Source organism: Stenotrophomonas sp. PS02300, from assembly GCF_029959395.1.
In the GTDB taxonomy this organism is placed as follows: Bacteria; Pseudomonadota; Gammaproteobacteria; order Xanthomonadales; family Xanthomonadaceae; genus Stenotrophomonas; species Stenotrophomonas maltophilia_AD.
Window position 1 is genome coordinate 1 of the sequence record NZ_JASCOP010000081.1, and the last position, 19,148, is coordinate 19,148.

Here is a 19,148-nt window from a genome sequence, read left to right on the forward strand (position 1 = left end):
GTGTCGGCCTACGGCCGACGCCGGGGGACATTCGCCGGAAAGGGTATGGCGGCCCGGCGCTCGATTCACCGGCAGCCGCGTTTGATCCAGCGCAAAAAAAAACCCGCGGCATTGCCGCGGGGTTTTTTTTAACCGGTGTAACGACCAACGGTAGTTACCTACCCGTGAGGTTCAGCTCCTTGAGCAGCTGCGGCGCGGGTGCCACCTCCTGCATGATCCACTGCATGTAGCGGCTGTCCACCGCGATCATGCGGGTCATCACCGGGTCGAACACCCAGTTGGAGCTGACCGATTCCCAGTTGCCGTCGAAGGCCAGGCCGACCAGCTTGCCGTGCGCGTCCAGGACCGGCGAGCCGGAGTTGCCGCCGGTGATGTCCAGGTTGGACAGGAAGTTGACCGGCACCGAGCCGACGCGCTTGTCTTCCAGGCCGCCGTAGCGCTTGGCCTTGACCGCATCGAGCAGCGCCTTGGGCGAGTCGAACGGATCGGCGCCGGTTTCCTTGGCGACGATGCCTTCCAGCGTGGTGAACGGGGTGTAGGCCACGCCGTCCTTGGGCGCATAGCCCATCACGTTGCCGAAGGTGATGCGCAGCGACAGGTTCGCGTCCGGGTAGACGAACTCGCCCTTGCTCTTCTTGTAATCGGCCAGCGCCTGCAGGTAGGCCGGGCGCGCCAGCAGCGATTCGCCTTCCCGGGTCTTCTTCTGCTCTTCCAGCTTCAGCAGCGCCGGCATGGTGGCCACCGCGTACTGGATGGCCGGGTCGGTGCTGGCTTCGAAGGCGGCGCGGTCGGCCTTGAACCAGGTCAGGCGCTCGTCCAGGCTGCCCAGCTTGGTGCCCGACAGCTTCTTGACCAGGCCGTCCACGGCGGCGGCATCGCTGCCGGCCAGCCACTGGTTCAGCACCTCATTGCTGCGCTGGGCCGGCGGCAGGGCCACGTACTGGTTCAGCCAGTACTGCTGCAGCTGCTGGTCCATGCCCGCCACGTAGCGGCGGTCCATCTGGCGCAGGCTGCCTTCGATGGTCGGCAGGTCGCGTTCCTGGTAGCCCGCTTCACGCTGGGCATCCGGCTTGGCGCGCTCGATCGACAGGCGGTACAGGGCCAGCGCGGCACCGACGGCGGAGGTGTTGTTGAACTGGCCCACGAACAGGTCGCGCTCGCGGGTGGACTTGCTGGTGTCCAGGTGCTTGATCAGCTGCGCGTGCGCGGCCAGCGCCGGCTTGCCGGCAGCGCCCTGCTTCTTCAGCCAGGCCAGCACGGCGGCCTCTTCGGCCTGCTTCTGCCCGGCCGCGTCGATGCGCTTGAAGCCTTCCAGCTGGCCGGCGTAGTTCTTGGCCACGTTGTTCATGCTGGCGGCGGTGGCGGCGTACTTCACCTTCACGTCCGCATCGGCCTTGCCGGCCTTGTCGATCAGCGCCAGCACCGCGTTGTAGTGCCGGGCGATGGTCGGGTAGGTCCAGTCGGCGGTTTCGTTGAACTCACCGGCCAGTGCGTAGCGGTTGGTGCGGCCCGGGTAGCCGGCGACCATCACGAAGTCGTCGGCGCCCAGCGGCTGGTCGGCGAACTTCAGGAAGTGCCTGGGCTGGTACGGCACGTTGTCAGCCGAGAAGGCGGCCGGCTTGCCGTCCTTGCCTACATAGGCGCGGTAGAAGGAGAAATCGCCGGTGTGGCGCGGCCACATCCAGTTGTCGACGTCGCCGCCGAACTTGCCGACGCTGCCCGGGGGCGCATAGACCAGCCGCACGTCCTTGATTTCCATGTTGCGGAACAGGCGGTAGGTGTTGCCGCCGGAGAAGCTGTACAGGCGGCAGCGGAAGCCGGCATCGGCCTCGCACGCGGCGGTCTGTGCCTTGTCGAACGCTTCCAGCGCGCGGGTGCGGGCCAGCGGGTCCTTGCCGGCGGCGGCGATGGCGGCCTTGGCCTGGTCGGTGACGTCGGTGATCTGGTCGAGCACGAACACGCGCGCGTTCGGGCCGGCGCTCAGCTCATCCTTCAGGGTCGGCGCGTTGAAGCCGTCCTTGATCAGGTTCTTCTCGGCGGTGGAGTTGAGCTGGATCGCACCGTAGGCGCAATGGTGGTTGGTCACCACCAGGCCCTGCGGGGACACGAAGCTGGCGGTGCAGCCGCCCAGCGCGACCACCGCGCCCATCGGGTCGCCGGTCAGGTCGGAAATCTGTTCAGGGGACAGTTTCAGGCCCGCCTGCTTGAGCGGCCCGGCGATCTCCGGCAGCTGTTGCGGCACCCACATGCCCTCAGCGGCATGGGCGGCCTGGACCAGCGCAAGGCTGGCGACGACGGAGAAGGCAAGCAGGTTCGAGCGCATGAGCGGCCCCTGGTGAAAGAACCGCCGATTGTAGCCGGGTCCCCCGCCCGCCCTGTCGGCCGAAAGTCACGGACCGCACCGCAACATGCCCCGGCCCCCGCCGGCCCTATAATTCCGCCTTTCCCCCAGACGAGTTCCACCCCGATGGCGCAGCAAACAATGAAGGCCCTGGTCAAGCGTGAAGCCGCCAAGGGCATCTGGCTCGAAGAAGTGCCGGTGCCGGTGCCGGGCCCGAACGAGGTCCTGATCAAGCTGGAAAAGACCGCCATCTGCGGTACCGACCTGCACATCTACCTGTGGGACGAGTGGAGCCAGCGCACGATCAAGCCGGGCCTGACCATCGGCCATGAGTTCGTCGGCCGCATCGCGGAGATCGGCCCGGGCGTGACCGGCTACGAGATCGGCCAGCGCGTGTCGGCCGAAGGCCACATCGTGTGCGGCCACTGCCGCAACTGCCGCGGCGGCCGCCCGCACCTGTGTCCGAACACCGTAGGCATCGGCGTGAACGTCAACGGCGCCTTCGCCGAATACATGGTGATGCCGGCCAGCAACCTGTGGCCGATTCCCGACCAGATCCCGTCCGAGCTGGCCGCCTTCTTCGACCCGTACGGCAATGCCGCGCACTGCGCGCTGGAATTCGACGTCATCGGCGAAGACGTGCTGATCACCGGTGCGGGCCCGATCGGCATCATCGCCGCCGGCATCTGCAAGCACATCGGTGCGCGCAACGTGGTGGTGACCGACGTCAACGACTTCCGCCTGAAGCTGGCCGCCGACATGGGCGCCACCCGCGTGGTCAACGTGGCCAACACCTCGCTGAAGGACGTGATGAAGGAACTGCACATGGAGGGCTTCGACGTGGGCCTGGAAATGAGCGGCAACCCGCGCGCGTTCAACGACATGCTCGACTGCATGTACCACGGCGGCAAGATCGCCATGCTCGGCATCATGCCCAAGGGTGCCGGCTGCGACTGGGACAAGATCATCTTCAAGGGCCTCACCGTGCAGGGTATCTACGGCCGCAAGATGTACGAGACCTGGTACAAGATGACCCAGCTGGTGCTGTCCGGCTTCCCGCTCGGCAAGGTGATGACCCACCAGCTGCCGATCGACGAGTTCCAGAAGGGCTTCGACCTGATGGAACAGGGCAAGGCCGGCAAGGTGGTCCTGAGCTGGAACTGATGCCGCGAGGTCACGACCAACGGTGTCACGACCAACGGTCGTGACCTACCAGATTGCGGTAGGTACCGACCGTTGGTCGGTACGAAAAAGGCACCCATCGGGTGCCTTTTTCTTTGGTGGTCCAGCGCGCGTTATTGCCCCACGGCGACCGTGAACACCACGCGGTTGTCGGCCAGCTTGCCGGAGTTGTCGCGGCCGTTGCCGTCGGTGCCGTAGTAGCCCAGGCCCAGGGTGAACAGGCCCCAGGTGCGGTTCACGCCGACGTTCCAGTCGGTGTAGTCCTGGGCGACGCTGTCCTTGAACGTGCTGCGGCCGACGTTGGCGGTCAGGTTGAACTCGTTCGGCAGCGCCCATTCGGTGCCGGCGGCGAAGTACCAGCCATCGGTGTCGGTGTTCCAGACATCGTTGGTGTAGGCCACGGTCACGTTGTAGTGCTCGGCGAAGCTGGTCTTGGTGATCAGCTCGGTGTACGCCAGTTCGCTCGAACCGGGGTAGCTGTAGTGGTTGAGCATCACGTCGAAGTTGACGCTGTCGGTGACGTCCACGCCGTAGCCGATGAAGTAATCGACTTCGGCATCCGGGCCGCCGTCACCGAAGTCCACGCCCGAACCCCACACGCCGGCGTACAGGCCGACCGGCGAGGTGTAGGTGAAGCCGGCCTGCACGGTCGGGTCTTCGTCGGTCTGGGAAACGCCGCGGAACACGTAATCGGACACGCCGGTCACGTTCCAGCTGAACGGCGATTCGGCCTCGTCCTGGGCACTGGCGGCAAACGGGGCAAGCAAGGCGGCGCAGAGCACAGCGGCGGCAGTACAGCGCGTGGCGTGGTTCATGCGGGGTCTCTCCGGGACGTGGGGGTGGATGCAGCGCGTGTTTACAGATTTTTAACCTGATTGATATTGCGATGCAACAATCCCATCTGCAACCGTTTCCTGCGGTGGCCTGTAAAATCCCGGTTTTCCCGTGCCGATGACCGCCTGCCATGACCGACGCCCCGACCGCCCCGCTCACCCAGCACTATGTTGAGGAACTGGAGGCGATCCGCGCCCAGGGCCTGTTCAAGTCCGAGCGCGTCATCACCAGCCCCCAGTCGGCCGAGATCACCCTGGACGACGGCCGCACGGTGCTGAACTTCTGCGCCAACAACTACCTGGGCCTGGCCGACCACCCGGACCTGATCCAGGCGGCCAAGGACGCGCTGGACAGCCACGGCTTCGGCATGGCCTCGGTGCGCTTCATCTGCGGCACCCAGGACCTGCACAAGCAGCTGGAACAGCAGATCGCCGGCTTCTTCGGCAAGCAGGACACCATCCTGTACGCGGCCTGCTTCGACGCCAACGGCGGCCTGTTCGAGCCGCTGCTGGGCGAGAACGACGCCATCATCTCCGACGCGCTCAACCATGCCTCGATCATCGACGGCGTGCGCCTGTGCAAGGCCAAGCGCTTCCGTTATGCCAACTGCGACATGGCCGACCTGGAAGCCCAGCTGCAGGCCGCCGATGCCGCCGGCTGCCGCACCAAGCTGATCACCACCGACGGCGTGTTCTCGATGGACGGCTTCATCGCCCCGCTGGATGAGATCACCGCGCTGGCGAAGAAGTACAACGCGCTGGTGCACATCGACGAATGCCACGCCACCGGCTTCCTGGGCGCCACCGGCCGCGGCTCGGCCGAGGTCAAGGGCGTGCTGGAGAAGATCGACATCATCACCGGCACCCTGGGCAAGGCCATGGGCGGCGCACTGGGCGGCTTCACCACCGCCAGCGCCGAAGTGATCGAACTGCTGCGCCAGCGCTCGCGCCCGTACCTGTTCTCCAACTCGCTGCCGCCGCACGTGGTGGCCGCCGGGATCAAGGCGTTCGACATGCTGGCCGCCGCCGACGACCTTCGCACCACCCTGGCCGACAACACCGCCTACTTCCGCCAGAAGATGACCGCCGTCGGCTTCGACGTGAAGCCCGGCGTGCACCCGATCAGCCCGGTGATGCTGTACGACGCGCCGCTGGCGCAGAAGTTCGCCGAGCGCCTGCTCGAGGAAGGCATCTACGCGATCGGCTTCTTCTTCCCGGTGGTGCCCAAGGGCCAGGCGCGCATCCGCACCCAGATCAGTGCCGCGCACACCCGCGCGCACCTGGACCGGGCGATCGATGCGTTCACCCGGATCGGGCTGGAGCTGGGCGTCATCAAAGGTTGAGGCACCCTGAAATGACGCGCATCGCGCGTCATTTCTTTTTCTTCTTGCCCTTCGCGTCGTCCTTGCTGGCCACCACCACCGGCTTGGCCGCCGGCGTTGCATTCGGGTTGCCCTTGGCCACCCGGATGCCGTTGGCCTTCATCCACGCATCGAACTCGTCGGCGCTCATGCGCTTTTCGCCGTTGCTCATGTGGAAGCGGTAGGCGCCACGCCCATCGCGTTCGGTGGGCTGGATCTCCACGATCTTGTCGGTCACCGGCGGCGGCGTGGCCTTGGCCACCTCCTTATGGCCGCCGCAGGCGCTGAGCAGCGCGGCAGGCACAAGCAGCCAGGCGCTGCGCAGCAGGGAACGGGTGAGCGGGTGGGCGTGCATGGCATTACTCCCGGTAGTGGACGAAATCTCGGTCGCAGGCCATCCCTTGCCCAATCTCAGGTATCGGCCACGGCGGCGTCGGCCGTGGCGGTCAGCAGGTCCAGTTCGTGCGGCTCCAGTTCGCGCCAGGCGCCCTTGGCCAGCGTGCCCAGTGGCAGCCGGCCAATGCCGACGCGCACCAGCCGCAGCACGTTGATGTCGAAGGCCGCCAGCAGGCGGCGGATGTGGCGGTTACGGCCTTCTTCCAGCACCACTTCCAGCCAGGCGGTCTTGTCGCCACTGCGCAGCAGGCGTGCCTGGCGGGCGCGCAGGAACTCGCCGTCGTCGTCCACGCCGGTGCACAGCGCGGCCAGCTGCGCGGCATCGGGAATGGCATCGATCTGGACGTGGTAGGTCTTGTCCGGCCCGGTAGTGGGGTCGGTCAGGCGCGCGGCCCACTGCGGGTCGTTGCTGAACAGCAGCAGGCCTTCACTGGCCTTGTCCAGCCGGCCGACCGGCGCCAGCCACGGCAGCCCTGCCCCATCGAAGCAGCGGTACACGGTGTCGCGGCCCTGCTCGTCCTGCGCGGTGGTGACCAGGCCGCGCGGCTTGTTGAGCACGATGTGCAGGCGCCGCGGCGCATCCAGCGGCTGGCCATCGACACGCACCACATGGCGGCCGTCGATGATCGGGAATTCGGGATTGTTGATGGTGCGGCCATCGACCGTCACCCGGCCGTCGCCGATCCAGCGCGCGGCTTCGGTGCGCGAGCACAGCCCGGCCTTGGACAGCACGCGCGCCAACCCATGGCGCGGCGCATCGCTGGCCTGGGCGGCAGGCCTGGCGGGGGCGGACGCACGCCGCGGATCGCGGCGTGGTCGAGCGGTTGGCGCGGCTGGGGGTCGACGGTTGCGCATCGGGCGCCGCGCGCGTTGCTTACTTCTTGCCGCCCGGCTTGGTCTCAGCCGGTGCTTCGGCGGCGGGTGCCGGTGCGGGTGCGGCGGCGGCGGCCGCGCGCGGCTTGACCACGCGCACCCCGCGCGACTTCATCCACGCATCGAACTCATCGGCGGTCATGCGCTTGCCGTTCTGGCTCATGTCGAAGCGCCACGGCGTGTTGTCGAACTCGGTCTGCGGCTTGTAGGCGGCCGGATCGTTCGGCTTGATCGCCGGGGCGCCCGGCATCGCCTTGGCGATGTTCTGGCAGCCATCAATGCGCAGGCGCTGCAGCACGCGGTCGAGCGACTGTTGCTGGTCGAAATTGGAGGTCAGCACGCCCGCGGGCATGCCCAGCTGCACGTTGCGGATGTACAGCTCGGACGCCACCGGGGCAATCGCGGTGGCCGGCAACGGCAGCGGCTTGACGCTCGTGGCCGAAGCGGAGCAATCCACGGCTGCGTAGGCGGTGGGAACCAGGGCCAGGCCAAGCGCGGCGGCCAGTGCAATACGCAGCATGGGAGTGCATCCAGGAAAGAGGTCGACGCGCCGAGTTTAACAGCGCCACAACGGCTTTCAAGATCCCACATTCAATGAATACGGCAACTTGTTGGATTTATTGCCGATTTTGTGCATTCCGCAAAAAAACAGGGCCCGGCAATGCCGGGCCCTGTCCTGAGGCTGTACTACCAGAAGGATTAGTTCTGGACGTTCAGCTCGGTACGACGGTTCTTCGCACGACCTTCCGGGTTGTCCGAACCATCCGGGTTGGTGTTCGGCGCAATCGGACGGCTCTCGCCGTAGCCGATCGGACCCACCAGACGCGAAGCGGCGATGCCGTTCGTGGTCAGGTAGTTGTACACGGCGGTGGCGCGACGCTCGGACAGCTTCTGGTTGTACTCGTCGGTGCCCTTCGAGTCGGTGTGACCAGCGACTTCAACCTTCAGATCCGGGTAACGGCTCAGGATCTGGGTGGCTTCAGACAGGATCGCCACGGCGTCCGGACGCAGGTTCGACTTGTCGAAGTCGAAGTTCACGCCCTTCAGGTCGATGGAGACCGGCACCGGGCAACCGTCCGGACCGATGGTCTGACCCGGCTGCGAATCCGGGCACTTGTCGTCGCAGTTGTTGACGCCGTCACCGTCGTCATCCAGGTCTGCGCAGCTCGGGGCAACCGGCGGCGGGGCAACAACCGGGGCAGCCGGCGGCGGGCCCAGCGGGATCACGACGCCGACCGAGGCCAGCACGTCGCCGAACCAGCTTTCGTCCGGAGCAGCAACGCTCTTGTCGTCGAAGTCACCGCGGTAGGCCACTTCGGCGCGAACAGCAACGCGCTTGTCGAAGGTGGTCTGCAGGCCGACGCCGACCTTGGCGGCGAAGTTGCCGTCCTTGCGCTCACCCGGGCTGTCGGGCGACGGGAAGTTGTTGTATTCCTCTTCCGACTTCTGGTAGCCCAGGCCCATCAGCAGGTACGGGTTCCAGCCACGGCCTTCGGAGATGAAGTGGCGACGCAGGTCGATCGAGGCGCCGTACTGGCTCCAGTTCAGGTCCTGGTTGTCGTCGAAGTTCGGGTTCTGGTAGTTCAGCTCACCGTCCAGCGACCAGTTGGGGCTGATGAACTTGCCGAGGCCCAGGGTAACGAACGGAGCGTCGTTGGTCAGACGGTCGCTATCCTGGAAGTTGAAGCCGGCCGAACCGGTCAGGTACCAGCGGTCATCGAAAGACGACTGCGCGGAGGCTGCCTGGGCGAACGCCAGGCCGCCCAGCAGCGCGGCAGTGAGGATCTTCTTGTTCATGTAATACAGCTCCTATTTCGGGGGTATGAAACCGGTAGAGGCATGGGCCAGCACTACTGCGTCGTTTAAGACTGCCGATTCAGCACGCCACCGCCGCGAACATTATGCTCAGGGGAGTGAAGGCGATGTTAACGGTCACGTAACATGTGAAATCAGCGACCAGACCTCCACCGGGTCCAGCTGGTGGCACCCTATACAGGTTGGTGAACTTCCGCAAGACCCAACAATGACAAGGGTTTTCGGCACTTTCCCAGAGTTTTCAAGGGTCCGCCACAGTATTTGATGCAGTTTGTCGCAGGGCAGTTATTCAGCTGCAGAACAGGTTCAAAAGCGACCTTATGATGAAGGTGTTCACCTCCACAGGAGCCGCCATGAAAGCCGTAGGCCTCACGCACTACCTGCCCATCGACGATCCGGATGCACTGCGTGATCTGCAGGTTCCTGAACCCGGCGCGCCCCAGGGAACCGACCTGCTGGTGCGTGTACAGGCCGTTTCCGTCAACCCGGTCGACACCAAGCAGCGCGCACCCCGCGCGGGCGAAGTGTCGCCGCCGCGCATCCTCGGTTATGACGCTTCCGGCACTGTCGAAGCGGTGGGGCCACAGGTCACTGCATTCGCGCCTGGCGACGAGGTGTATTACGCCGGCGACGTGACGCGACCGGGCAGCAACGCGCAATGGCAGTGGGTGGATGAACGCCTGGTGGGACGCAAGCCGACCACGCTGGATTTCGCCGAAGCCGCAGCGCTGCCACTGACCGTGTTGACCGCATGGGAACTGCTGTTCGAGCGCATGCCGCTGCATTTCGATGATCGCCGCCACGTTGGCCAGACCCTGCTGGTCATCGGCGGTGCAGGCGGCGTGGGTTCCATCGCGATTCAACTGGCACGCCATGCCGGTTTCACCGTGGTGGCCACCGCGTCGCGTGAAGACTCGGCCGAATGGTGTCGCCGGATGGGCGCCGACCATGTGGTGGATCACCGCCAACCGTTGCCCGCACAGCTGCAGGCGCTGGGCATCGCGCAGGTGGAGGTGGCCCTGAACCTGGCCGACACCGACCACTACTGGGAAGTACTGGGCGAACTGCTGGCACCGCAGGGGCATGTCGGCCTGATCGTGGAACCGCGTGGCCCGCTGCGCATCGGCGATCCCTACAAGGCCAAGTGCATCGGCATCCATTGGGAGTTCATGTTCGCCCGCTCGCGATTCCAGACCGCAGACAGGGTGGAACAGCACCGCATCCTCAGCCGGGTGGCCAGCCTGGTCGACGCCGGCGAACTGCGCAGCACCGCGCATACCTCGCTGGGCAGCATCAATGCGGCCAACCTGCGTGAAGCCCATCGCCTGCTGGAAGGCGGAGGTGTCACGGGGAAACTGGTGCTGTCCGGCTGGGAGTGAGCGATGGCGCGCGCCGTGTGCGCGCGCTTTCGCATGCATCTGTATCTGTTGGCGTGGCAGCGCGCGCCCTACAGTCAAACGCCCTGTCGATGACACCGCCATGCCCACCTCACTGCCCCTGCGCCTGCTGCAACTGCTGATCGGCTTGTTCCTGTACGGCATGGGCGCGGCGGTGATGATCCGCGCCGCGATCGGCGTGGCGCCCTGGGATGTGCTGTCCCAGGGCATCGCGCTGCAGACGCCGCTGTCGTTCGGCGTGGCAACCAACGTGATCGGGGCCCTGGTGCTGCTGCTGTGGTGGCCGATCCGGCAGAAGCCGGGCCTGGGCACCGTGTTGAACGTGCTGCTGATCGGCCCGAGCGCGCAGTTCGGCCTGTGGCTGCTGCCGGAGGTGCACGGACTGGTGTGGCAGGTGCCGATGTTTGCCCTGGGTCTGCTGCTGGTGGCGGTCGCCACCGGGCTCTACATCGGCGCCCGTTTCGGACCGGGCCCGCGCGATGGCCTGATGACCGGCCTGCATGCCCGCACCGGCTGGCCGATCTGGCTGGTGCGCAGCCTGATCGAGGGCACCGTGCTGGTCATCGGCTGGTACCTGGGCGGCAACGTCGGCCTGGGCACCCTCGCCTTCGCCGTGCTGATCGGCCCCCTCTGTGACTACACCCTTCCCCTGTTCGGTGTACGCAAGCCGGAGCCGGCGCCCGCCCTGCGGTGACCCTTGCGTGCAAAGGCGATACGCGGCACCCTTCGCACCTACCGTACGCAAGCGTATCTTCATGTCGCCAGCCGCCGAAACTACCGCCTACCCCCACCTGTTCGCCCCTCTCGACCTGGGCTTCACCACCCTGCGCAACCGCATCCTGATGGGGTCCATGCACACCGGGCTGGAAGACCGCGCGCGCGATTTCCCGCGGCTGGCGGCGTATTTCGCCGAACGCGCGGCAGGCGGGGTCGGGCTGATCGTCACCGGCGGCTATGCGCCCAACGTGGTGGGCTGGCTCAAGCCGTTCGGCGGCAAGCTGTCCTGGCCGTGGGAAGTGGGTCCGCACCGCCAGCTCACGGCGGCGGTGCACGGCCATGACGGCAAGATCTGCCTGCAGCTGCTGCACGCCGGCCGCTACGCCTACCACCCCCTGTCGGTGGCGCCGTCGAAGAAGAAGGCGCCGATCAATCCGTTCACCCCGCGTGCGCTGTCGGCACGTGGCGTGGAACGGCATATCGCCGATTACGCGCGCAGCGCGCGGCTGGCCCGCGAAGCCGGCTACGACGGCGTGGAGGTGATGGGCTCGGAAGGCTACCTGATCAACGAATTCATCGCCCCGCGCACCAACCTGCGCCGCGATCGCTGGGGCGGCGACGCCACCCAGCGCATGCAGTTCGCGGTGGAGATAGTGCGTCGCATCCGCGAAGCGTGCGGCCCGGATTTCATCATCATCTACCGGTTGTCGCTGGTCGACCTGGTCGAGGACGGCAGCAACTGGGACGAGATCGTGCAGCAGGCCAAGGCCATTGAAGCGGCCGGCGCCACCCTGATCAATTCCGGCATCGGCTGGCATGAAGCGCGCGTGCCCACCATCGCCACCTCGGTGCCGCGCGCGGCGTTCGCCGGGGTCACCGCCAAACTCAAGCCGCATGTGCGCGTGCCGGTGATCGCCACCAACCGCATCAACATGCCCGACGTGGCCGAACACATCCTGGCCGGCGGCGGCGCGGACATGGTGTCGCTGGCGCGGCCGCTGCTGGCCGACCCGGAATGGGCCAACAAGGCGCGCGCCGGCCGTGCGCACGCGATCAATACCTGCATTGCCTGCAACCAGGCGTGCCTGGACCACGTGTTCGAGAACAAGACCGCCAGCTGCCTGGTCAACCCGCGCGCGGTGCATGAAACCGAACTGGTCTACCGCCCCACCACGGCGCCGAAGAAGGTCGCGGTGGTCGGTGCCGGTCCGGCCGGCCTGGCCTGCGCCACCGTGGCCGCCGAACGCGGCCACGCGGTCACCCTGTTCGACGCCGGCAGCGAGATCGGCGGCCAGTTCAACGTGGCCAAGCGCATTCCCGGCAAGGAAGAATTCCACGAAACGCTGCGCTACTTCCGCCACAAGCTGGAGGAAACCGGGGTCAGCGTGAAGCTCGACACCGTGGCCGACGTCGCCACGCTGGCCGGCTTCGATGCGGTGGTGGTCGCCACCGGCATCACCCCGCGACAGGTCGATTTCCCGGGTGCCAACCATCCCAAGGTGGTCAGCTATCTCGATGTGCTGCTGGGCCGGGTGCAGGTCGGCGCGGAAGCGGCGATCATCGGCGCCGGCGGCATCGGCTTCGACGTGGGCGAGTTCCTGGTGCACGAGGGCCCCTCGCCGGCCCTGGACCCGGCGCGCTGGATGGCCGAATGGGGCGTGGACCCGCACTTCGAGGCACGCGGCGCGCTGGCACGGCCGCAGCCCGAGGCGCCCGCACGCAAGGTCTGGCTGCTGCAGCGCAGCCCGGGCAAGCCCGGCGCACGGCTGGGCAAGACCACCGGCTGGATCCACCGCGCCACGCTCAAGGCCAAGGGCGTGAAGATGCTCGGCGGGGTGGAGTACCTGGGCGTGGACGACGACGGCCTGCACATCCGCATCGATGGACAGGAACAGACCCTGCCGGTGAGCCACGTGGTGGTCTGCGCCGGCCAGGAACCGCGCCGCGACCTGCATGCCGCGCTGGTTGCCGCAGGCGTGGATGCCCACCTGATCGGTGGCGCCGATGTAGCTGCGGAACTGGACGCGAAACGCGCGATCAACCAGGGCAGCCGCCTCGCGGCTGCCCTGTAACCGGAGTGCCGGCCAACGGCCGGCGTACCTGAATGGGCCAAAATGGTCCCCGTCCGAACCTGAATGTCAAGCCTTTCGGTTCAGGATGCGTTGCGAAATCCCCCCCTATCGTGCGCCAACTTTCCCGCTCACCACCCAGTTCGAGTGAGCGCGCGGCCCCCACGTCTTTCGGGTGCCGCTCCCGGGCGGCCCCGATGGCCGCCTCCCCATGACGCCAAGTCGTACACCCCCGCCCCATCCCGTTGATCGGATGGACAGCCAGGTGCGGCCCATACGGAGCAAGGAGATTTATGAAACTGGCCTGGATTCTCTGGCTGTCGCAGTTGTTGCCCCAGCCGGCCGCCGATTCGCTGTGCTTGAGCACGACCGTCTACCTCGAAGCGCGTGACCAGACCCTGCGCGGCCAGCAAGCCGTTGCGGAAGTGGCGCTGCGCCGCCTGGACAGCGGGCTGTGGGGCGATTCGATGTGCAAGGTGGTCACCGCACGCAAGCAGTTCGCACCGACCATCGTGGCGCCGGGCACCCAGCTGGGCAACACCGATGCCTGGGAAGAAGCCATGACCGTGGCCTTCGATGCCGAGCGCAACTGGGCACTGCCGGAAGGCGAGCGCAAGGAAATCGTGCCCGGAGCCAGCCACTTCGCCGCGCTGTCCATCGCCAGCCCGAGCTGGCGCAACGCCTACCAGGTGGCCACCATCGGCGACCACACGTTCTATCGCGTGCAGAAACTCAAGCCACGCGCGTCGTAACGATCTGTTACGGCCATACCGTTGAGGATGCGGGGCCAGCTCTGGAATAGTGGGCCGCTTACCTTTCCTGCATCCCGACGGAGTTCCCCATGAAGCTGTACAGCAAGCCCGGTGCCTGCTCCACCGCCGACCACATCGCCCTGCAGTGGACCGGCCAGCCGTTCGAGGTGGAACTGCTCGACAAGGACACCCTGAAGGCCCCGGCCTATCTTGCGATCAATCCGGCCGGCTCGGTGCCGACCATCGTCGACGGCAGCTTCATGCTGACCCAGAACGCGGCCATCATGGGCTACATCGCCGACAGCTACCCGCAGGCCGGCCTGGGCGGCGACGGCAGCCCGCAGCAGCGCGCTGAAGCCAACCGCTGGCTGGCCTTCGTCAACTCGGACGTGCACCCGGCGTTCTCGCCGCTGTTCGCACCGGCCAAGTTCATCGCCGATGACAGCCAGTACGACGCGATCCGCGACGCCGCCCGCAAGCGCCTGCGCGGCCTGTTCGAGACCGCCAACCGCCAGCTTGCCGACAAGCCCTGGCTGGCCGGCTTCCGCAGCTATGCCGACGCGTACTTTTACATCACCCTGCGCTGGGCGGCCGGCGCCAAGGTCGACCTGGCCGGCCTGGACAACCTGGCTGCGTTCAAGACCCGGATGGAAGCCGACACCGGCGTGCAGGCCGCACTGAAGGCCGAAGGCCTGCAATAAGCAACGCGGTGCGCGCGATCAGCCGATCTCGCGCACCACGTTGTCCTGCGCATCGCGCAGTGCGGTCGGCACCACTTCCACCACCAGCGCCGTGCCCGGTACCGGGTAGCGCCCGCGCTCCGGACGCACCTGCTGCTCCAGCGCGTCCAGGCCCTGCGCACTCAGCGTGCAGCGCATGCCCTCCCCGTCCTTGGCGACGGCATCGCGGTCGCCAGGGGCGAACTCCCATTCGTGTTTGCGGCTGACGATGGTCAACGGGTTGCCATGGCGCAGGCGCAGCGGCAGCAGTTCAAGCACATTGGGCACCTGCCCCGCACCCAGCACCAGCACGACCTGGTCGCCTTCTTCGCGCCAGTCCAGGGTCTCCACGAACAGCACCGCGGTACTGGACCCTTCGCGCTCGCTGCCTTCCTGCAACTGCCGCACCAGCGCCGGATCACCCAGCAGGCTGGCACGGTGCAGGTCGGTGACCCACAGCGGCATGCGCGGCTCCAGTGCCTGCAGCACCCCGTCGGTCGACCAGCGCTTGATCGCCGCCATCTCGTCGTCGCTCAGCCCGACCACCTGCAGGAACGCCAGTCCGCCATTGGGCGTGTCACGCGCGGGCAGCTGCGGATCGGGCATGAACGCCAGGTGGCGCAGGCAGGTCCCGGTGTCCAGCGCGATCGGCCCATTGGCATCCATGTGGTGCCCGGCTTCAAACACATTGCCACTGCCGAACACATAGCGCGCCAGGTTCTGCAGCAGGTTCATCGGCCAGCTCGGCGGGTTTTCTTCGCCGGGCTCCGCCGCCAGACGGAAGGTCAGCTCGAACCCGAAGCCGCTGCTGTCGGTGTCATCGCTCTGTTTGTCGTACAGCTCGGAAAAGCCGTAGGTCACGTAGTGCCAGTGCGGGCGCGGCAGCGCGGCGCGGTACACGCTGATGCCATCGAGCGGATCGCGGCCGCCCAGCGTATGCGGCAGCGCCGTGCCGTAATGGCGCGGCTCCTGGCCGGGATACAGCGCGGCCAGGGCCGCGTTGATCGCGTCCCAGCCCGGTGTACCGTTGTCCTGTTCGTCCACGCGCTGCTCCTGGCGTCCCGGAAGGACGCCAATGTACGCCATCACCGCTGCGCCGTGACGCTCCCGTCAGGCAGGCTGCGCATCGCTGTGCAGCAGCGCGCGCGTCTCCTCCAGCCAACGGTTGGCCAACGCGGGACTCTTCGCCTTGGACACCGCGGCGGCCATGTCCGGCCAGAGTTTTTCCAGGCTGGCCGCATCGGTACAGCGCTCGATCTTGAGCTGCATGAAATAGCCCTTCAGGCCGAGATGCCTGCGGACCGATTCGCTCATCCAGTCATACAGCTGCTTGTACAGCACCGGGTCCTGTTCGCGGCCGGAGGTGAGCGCACGCGGCGCGGCGGGCGCCAGCGCACCGCCGACCACTTCGATCAGGCCCATCTCCGCCAGCTGGGCCAGCGCGTCGTCCGGCGCGCGCAGCCCGGGCAACATCGCGGTCAATTCGTTGTCATCGCGCTGACCATCAACCATCAGCAGAATGGAGCGCAACCCCGGCACCAGCCGGCGCGCGCGGTCTTCGATTTCCTGACGGCCAGCCGCCGTCTTGGCATGGATGTACGCCATGTGTTCCCCCTGTTACCTGGTCCCCCTGCACGCACGGCCCGGTGAAGACCGAAACCCGTGCGCCCCCTTGCGTTCGTCCAGACAGTGCCCCGGGCCGCGCACGCCATCCCCGGCGTGTCGCGCATCGGGCCCACAACGATCACCCCGGCAGCTTAACCGAGGTCCCGCGCGGCGGGTAATGCACCGCAACAAACAGCAGAAACCTGCCTGGACCGACACGCAGCAGTCCGCGCAAGCGACATCCGGCGCCCTGAGTTCACCGCAGAAACGGCATGCCATGTCGCACCCCGACCGAACACTTCATCTGGGCGTGAAAACTGAGATCCCTGGCACCTCGCCGGCATCACCTCCCCGTATAGCCTCAGCCTCCCCAATACGGGGGTACAAGGAGTTCGATACAGTGCGTGAGATCAGTAGCGAAGACGTGATGCATGTGTCCGGTGCCGGCATCTACACCGAGAAACATCTTCTGCAGTTCAGGGACATGGCAGCAGGCGCAATCATAGGGGGCATTGTCGGGGGGCCGGTAGGCTTCGCTGGCGGCTTGGTGTTGGGCGCCATCACGGGTTATCAGGCCAAGTGATCATCGCCTGCTGAAACCTGACGCATTGAGCGCCGCACAACAGGGCGGCGCTCAATCGATCCAAAGACAACCTGAGGAAACATCCGATGAGACTTCCGGCTAGGGTTCTAGCGGACTGGCTTTTCCAGAAGCTGATGGAGCAACGTCCCAAGGCGACGTGCGCACCCGCCTTTTCGGTGAATCTTGCGGTGCAGGCCGCGAGCTTCCTCGCGACATGGGGAGTGCTCGCCTCTGCGTGGATGCTCGTCAATTCGCATCATTCGCTTCACTTCATCCTATGCAGCGTGCTCGGCGGCTCATTGCTGTACGGCACGATGATGGCTGTGGCCGCGCCCTCAACGCCCGCAATCGGTCGCGGCGAACCTCCAGAGGCTGACCAGCACCGATAGGTACGGCCAGCCCCTTCCCGCGTCAGCTTCCCAGCGCTCGGCGGATCTCGTCCAGGGCGCCAGGGTCGTCCAGGGTGGACAGGTCGCCCGGGTCGCGGTGTTCGGCCAGGGCCTGCAGCGAGCGGCGCAGCAGCTTGCCCGAGCGGGTCTTGGGCAGGGCGTTGACCAGGTGGATGTGCGCCGGACGCGCGACGGCGCCCAGGCTCTGGGTGACCCGCTGCATCATCTCGGCCACCACCGCGCTGCCATCGCCTTCCACTGCCTGCTTGAGGGTGACGAACACCAGCGGCACCTGGCCCTTGAGCTCGTCCTTCACCCCGATCACCGCCGCTTCGGCCACCAGTGGATGGCCGGAGATGCATTCCTCGATCTCGCGCGTGCCCAGCCGGTGCCCGGCTACGTTGATCACATCGTCGGTGCGGCCGAGGATGAAGGTGTAGCCATCCTCGTCGCGGATCGCCCAGTCCAACGAGCTGTACAGCAGTTCCTTGAAGTGGCTGAAATAGCTCTGGATGAAGCGGTCGTCGTCGTTCCAGACCGTGCTCATGCAGCCCGGCGGCAGCGGCGGCACCATCACCAGCACGCCCTTCTGCCCGGCCTGCACTTCGGCGCCGGTGTTCTCGTCGATCACCTTCATGCGGTAACCGAGGTTGGGGAAGCCCGGCGAGCCGAAACGCACCGGCTTGAGGTCCACGCCCGGCAGCAGGGTCAACGCCGGCCAGCCGGTTTCGGTCTGCCAGTAGTTGTCGATGATCGGCTTGCCCAGCGCATCGTTGATCCAGTGTGCGGTGGGTTCGTCCAGCGGTTCGCCGGCAAGGAACACGTACTTGAGTGCGTCGAGGTCATGGCGACGGATGAAGTCGGCATCGTGCTTCTTCAGCACGCGGATCGCAGTGGGTGAGGAGAACAGCGTGCGCACGCCGTACTGTTCGCACAATGCCCACCAGATGCCCGGATCCGGGTTGGTCGGCAGGCCTTCGTACAGGAGCGAGGTACAGCCGCCGATCAGCGGGCCGTACACGTTGTAGGAATGGCCCACCGCCCAGCCCACGTCCGAGGTGGAGAACATCACCTGGCCCGGTTTGCAGTCGAACACGGTTTCCATCGACTGCGCCATCGCGACGGCGTAACCGCCGACATCGCGCTGCACGCCCTTGGGCTTGCCGGTGGTGCCGGAGGTATACAGCAGGTAGCTGGGCTCGCTCGATTCCAGCCACACCACCGGCACGTCCTGATCGCCGACCTCCTCGCGCAGAGTGGCGTAGTCGACGTCGCGGCCGGGCACCTTCGGTTCGGCCGGGTCCAGCCCGCGCGAGACGATCAGCACATGCGGCGGCGGCGACTGCGCCTCGGCGCAGGCGGCATCGACCATGGCCTTGTAAGGAATCACCTTGCCGCCACGCTTGCCGGCATCGGCGGCGATCAGCAGCTTGGGCGCGGCATCGTCGATGCGCAGTGCCAGGTTGTGCGCGGCGAAACCGCCGAACACCACCGAATGGATGGCCCCGATGCGCGCGCAGGCAAGCATGGCGAACACCGCTTCAGCCATGTTCGGCATGTAGATGACCACGCGGTCGCCACGCTGCACGTCCAGCCGCTGCAGCACGGCGGCGAACGCATTCACTTCGCGGTACAGCTCGCGGTAGGTGATCTCGCGGGTGACGTTGGTTTCGGTGGAAATGGCCACCAGCGCCAGCTGGTCGGGGCGTTCGGCCAGGTGCCGGTCCACCGCGTTGTAGCAGAGGTTGGTCTGGCCACCCACGTACCAGCGGCGGAACGGCGGGTTGCTGTAATCCAGGATCTGCTGCGGCGGTACATGCCAGTAGATCCGGTGCGCTTCCTCGGCCCAGAACGCTTCGGGTTCCTCCACCGATCGCCGGTAGACATCTTCATAACGCATGACAGCCCTCCCAGACAAAGTCATGGGATCGAGCATAGTCCGATGGCGGCGGACGAACTGTCCTACCTTGGTCGTACGGTGCGCATGCGCACGGCAGAATCAAACGCGGTTGCCGGTGAATCGAGCGCCGGGGCGCCTTACCCTTTCCGGCGAATGTCCCCCGGCGTCGGCCAGAGGCCGACACCTCCTCCTTTACTTCGCCTCCAAGGGTAAGGC

The 19,148-nt window shown here is 66.5% G+C and carries 17 protein-coding genes; 8 read left to right on the plus strand and 9 right to left on the minus strand.

Annotated features, from left to right (window positions below; all coding sequences use genetic code 11):
• Positions 1–154: 154 nt before the first annotated feature.
• Positions 155–2,323, minus strand: a complete 2,169-nt coding sequence (locus QMX79_RS14160; protein ID WP_282247308.1) for a S46 family peptidase — start codon at positions 2,321–2,323, stop codon at positions 155–157.
• Positions 2,324–2,482: 159 nt separating this feature from the next.
• Between QMX79_RS14160 and tdh the strand changes: the two genes are divergently transcribed.
• Entirely contained in the window at positions 2,483–3,505 is a 1,023-nt protein-coding gene (gene tdh, locus QMX79_RS14165; RefSeq protein ID WP_210131951.1) for an L-threonine 3-dehydrogenase, read from the plus strand.
• 131 nt (positions 3,506–3,636) lie between these two features.
• Here the strand turns inward: tdh and QMX79_RS14170 are convergent, their stop codons facing one another.
• A complete protein-coding gene (locus tag QMX79_RS14170; protein WP_282247309.1) occupies positions 3,637–4,338 on the minus strand; it encodes a TorF family putative porin in 702 nt (233 codons plus the stop codon).
• A 149-nt stretch (positions 4,339–4,487) separates the two neighbouring features.
• Here QMX79_RS14170 and kbl point away from each other — a divergent pair, with 149 nt between their 5' ends.
• On the plus strand, positions 4,488–5,699 hold the full coding sequence (kbl, locus tag QMX79_RS14175) for a glycine C-acetyltransferase (protein ID WP_282247310.1): 1,212 nt from the start codon (positions 4,488–4,490) through the stop codon (positions 5,697–5,699).
• 28 nt (positions 5,700–5,727) lie between these two features.
• Here kbl and QMX79_RS14180 read toward each other — a convergent pair whose 3' ends face one another.
• The 4 genes from QMX79_RS14180 to QMX79_RS14195 form a co-directional block, all read right to left on the minus strand.
• Positions 5,728–6,072 carry a hypothetical protein gene (locus tag QMX79_RS14180; protein WP_282247311.1) on the minus strand — a complete coding sequence of 115 codons (345 nt, stop codon included), beginning with the start codon at positions 6,070–6,072 and terminating at the stop codon, positions 5,728–5,730.
• A 56-nt stretch (positions 6,073–6,128) separates the two neighbouring features.
• The gene (locus QMX79_RS14185) at positions 6,129–6,968 is read right to left on the minus strand and encodes a pseudouridine synthase (protein ID WP_282247312.1); all 840 of its coding nucleotides are present in this window, start codon (positions 6,966–6,968) and stop codon (positions 6,129–6,131) included.
• 19 nt (positions 6,969–6,987) lie between these two features.
• Complete coding sequence (locus QMX79_RS14190; RefSeq protein ID WP_068849519.1) at positions 6,988–7,506, minus strand: hypothetical protein; 519 nt, start codon at positions 7,504–7,506, stop codon at positions 6,988–6,990.
• Positions 7,507–7,685: 179 nt separating this feature from the next.
• The gene (locus QMX79_RS14195; protein ID WP_282247313.1) at positions 7,686–8,783 is read right to left on the minus strand and encodes an OmpA family protein; all 1,098 of its coding nucleotides are present in this window, start codon (positions 8,781–8,783) and stop codon (positions 7,686–7,688) included.
• A 371-nt stretch (positions 8,784–9,154) separates the two neighbouring features.
• Here QMX79_RS14195 and QMX79_RS14200 point away from each other — a divergent pair, with 371 nt between their 5' ends.
• From QMX79_RS14200 to QMX79_RS14220, 5 genes are all read left to right on the plus strand, one after another.
• Positions 9,155–10,180 carry a zinc-binding alcohol dehydrogenase family protein gene (locus QMX79_RS14200; RefSeq protein WP_282247314.1) on the plus strand — a complete coding sequence of 342 codons (1,026 nt, stop codon included), beginning with the start codon at positions 9,155–9,157 and terminating at the stop codon, positions 10,178–10,180.
• 100 nt (positions 10,181–10,280) lie between these two features.
• Positions 10,281–10,892, plus strand: a complete 612-nt coding sequence (locus tag QMX79_RS14205; protein ID WP_282247315.1) for a hypothetical protein — start codon at positions 10,281–10,283, stop codon at positions 10,890–10,892.
• A gap of 61 nt (positions 10,893–10,953) precedes the next feature.
• Positions 10,954–12,987: an NADPH-dependent 2,4-dienoyl-CoA reductase gene (locus tag QMX79_RS14210; RefSeq protein ID WP_282247316.1), complete on the plus strand. Its 2,034-nt coding sequence runs from the start codon at positions 10,954–10,956 to the stop codon at positions 12,985–12,987.
• Between the two features lie 290 nt (positions 12,988–13,277).
• Entirely contained in the window at positions 13,278–13,736 is a 459-nt protein-coding gene (locus QMX79_RS14215; protein ID WP_068849509.1) for a cell wall hydrolase, read from the plus strand.
• A gap of 89 nt (positions 13,737–13,825) precedes the next feature.
• Positions 13,826–14,437, plus strand: coding sequence for a glutathione S-transferase N-terminal domain-containing protein (locus QMX79_RS14220; protein WP_282247317.1), 612 nt, complete (start codon positions 13,826–13,828; stop codon positions 14,435–14,437).
• An 18-nt stretch (positions 14,438–14,455) separates the two neighbouring features.
• Here the strand turns inward: QMX79_RS14220 and QMX79_RS14225 are convergent, their stop codons facing one another.
• Positions 14,456–15,499 carry a suppressor of fused domain protein gene (locus tag QMX79_RS14225; RefSeq protein ID WP_282247318.1) on the minus strand — a complete coding sequence of 348 codons (1,044 nt, stop codon included), beginning with the start codon at positions 15,497–15,499 and terminating at the stop codon, positions 14,456–14,458.
• A gap of 66 nt (positions 15,500–15,565) precedes the next feature.
• A complete protein-coding gene (locus tag QMX79_RS14230) occupies positions 15,566–16,060 on the minus strand; it encodes a hypothetical protein (protein ID WP_282247319.1) in 495 nt (164 codons plus the stop codon).
• A 400-nt stretch (positions 16,061–16,460) separates the two neighbouring features.
• On the opposite strand from QMX79_RS14230, the gene QMX79_RS14235 reads away from it, so the two are divergent.
• Positions 16,461–16,643, plus strand: a complete 183-nt coding sequence (locus QMX79_RS14235; RefSeq protein ID WP_282247320.1) for a hypothetical protein — start codon at positions 16,461–16,463, stop codon at positions 16,641–16,643.
• A gap of 411 nt (positions 16,644–17,054) precedes the next feature.
• Here the strand turns inward: QMX79_RS14235 and prpE are convergent, their stop codons facing one another.
• Positions 17,055–18,932 (minus strand): propionate--CoA ligase, encoded by a 1,878-nt coding sequence (prpE, locus tag QMX79_RS14240; RefSeq protein ID WP_282247321.1) that lies wholly within the window; start codon positions 18,930–18,932, stop codon positions 17,055–17,057.
• Positions 18,933–19,148: the final 216 nt, after the last annotated feature.